Source organism: Kitasatospora sp. NPDC004799, assembly GCF_040609095.1.
Classification (GTDB): domain Bacteria; phylum Actinomycetota; class Actinomycetes; order Streptomycetales; family Streptomycetaceae; genus Kitasatospora.
On sequence record NZ_JBEXJK010000726.1, the window covers coordinates 1 to 1,946 of the forward strand.

General features: G+C 78.3%; 1 protein-coding gene. It reads right to left on the reverse strand.

The features are described from left to right. Positions 1 to 207 precede the first annotated feature (207 nt). Complete coding sequence (locus tag ABZW03_RS40285; RefSeq protein ID WP_355269771.1) at positions 208 to 1,818, reverse strand: MFS transporter; 1,611 nt, start codon at positions 1,816 to 1,818, stop codon at positions 208 to 210. Positions 1,819 to 1,946 lie beyond the last annotated feature (128 nt).

Genomic DNA, 1,946 nt, shown 5'->3' on the forward strand with positions numbered 1-1,946 from the left:
GCGTCGCCCACCCCGACCGCCTGCCGGCGCGTATCGACCGCGGCGGGGGAGAGCCCGCGGCGCTGGACCTCCCCGCGGCGGGGGAGCCGCGGCCCGCCCCCGGCCCGGCGGTGCCTCCCGCCGCGCTCAGCCCGCACTGACGCTGCGGACACCGCGATGGCGGGGACGTCCGGTGGACGTCCCCGCCATCGTCGGCCGCCCCGCTCGTCAGTCCCGGGGCACCGTCACGGCGTGGGTGACGGTCGGCTCCCCGGTGAGCAGCTCGCGCGCCTCGGCCTCGAAGGCGTGGTCGGTGCCGGTGTAGCGCCCGTGGTGCTGGGCGCAGTGCTCCGACCAGGAGGTCACGGTGAACGTCTCGACGAACCGCTCCGGCCGGGCGGCGTCCCGGTACAGGCCCCAGGTGACCGCGCCGGTGCGGCGCCGGGAGGACTCCACCTTGCGCATCGCCGCGAGGAACGACGGGGCCCGCTCCGCCCGTACCGGGTAGGTGACGGTCACCAGGACCGGCCCGTCCTGCGGCGCCGGCTCGACGGCCAGCCGGGGCTCGGGCCACGCCTCGGAGAGCGTCGGATCGGCCCGGCCGCCGAGCAGGGGCAGCCGGCGCAGGGACAGCACCCCGCCGAGCAGGAACAGCGCCGCCAGGACCATCGCCACGGACAGCCCGGCGTGCTGCGCCAGCTGCCCCCAGAGCAGCGAGCCGACGGCGTTCCCGCCCTGGAAGACGAGCAGGTAGAAGGCCGAGGCGCGGGCCCGCACCCAGGCCGGCAGGGCCACCTGCAGGCTCGCGTTCAGGGTGGACAGCGCGGTGATCCACGCCGCTCCCGCGAGGAACAGGGCCAGGAGGGCGACCGGCACGCTGCCGCCGACGGCCAGGGCCAGCAGGGCACCCGCGAAGACGGCCCCGGCGAGCGCCAGCGCGCCGTCGCCGCCGACCCGCCGCGACACCGTCGGCAGCACCGCCGCGCCCGCGACCGCGCCGAGGCCCACGGCGCCCAGCAGGAGGCCGTACCCGGCCGCGCCGAGGCCCAGGGAATCGTGGGCGGACACCGGCAGCAGCGCCCACAGGGCGGCGGCGCCGGGCACGAACAGGGCGCTGCGCAGCAGGATCCGGCGGACCCGGGGCGCGCTGCGGACGTACCGGCCGCCGGCGCGCAGGGCCGCGCTCAGGTGCTCGCGCTCCTGGCCCGGTCGCGGCGCCCGCTCCGAGGCGTCGGGCCGCCAGGTCGCCAGCACCGCCAGGATCGCGAGGAAGGACGCCGCGTTGACGGCGAAGGTCCAGCCGACCCCGAGCAGGGCGACGAGGGCCCCGCCGAGGGCAGGGCCGACGGCGCGCGCCAGGTTCTGGTTCACCGCGCCCAGCGCCGCGGCCTGGCGCAGCTCCTCCCGTGGCACGAGCGACGGCTGCACCGCCTGCCAGGGCGGGCCGTTGAGCGCGTTGCCGCAGCCCAGGAGGAAGGTCAGGGCGAGCAGCGTCCAGGGGCCGAGGTGTCCGGTGAAGGCCAGCACGGCGAGCGCCGCGGCCACCAGCGCCATGGCGGCCTGCATCACCAGCAGCAGTCGGCGCCGGTCCACGAGGTCCGCGAGGACTCCGGCCGGCAGGGCGAGGAAGAGCACCGGCAGGCCGGCCGCGAGCTGGACCAGGGACACCTGGCCCGCGCCGTGTCCGACCAGGAGCCACTGCGCACCGACGGTCTGCATCCAGCTGCCGACGTTCGAGGTGAACTGGGCCAGCCAGAGGTCGCGGAAGACGCGCCGGCGCAGCGGCGACCAGGCCGAACCGCCCGTCGTACCGGCCTGTTCGCCGTCGGTCCCGGTCATCGACGCACCACCCGCTCACCCTGTCGGTCGTCGGGGGGCCGGCCGGCGCGCCCGGCGCGGGGGGGGGCGGGGGTTGGGGGGCCCCCGCGGGGGCACGCCCGGCCCCCCCCCCCACCACACCAATGACC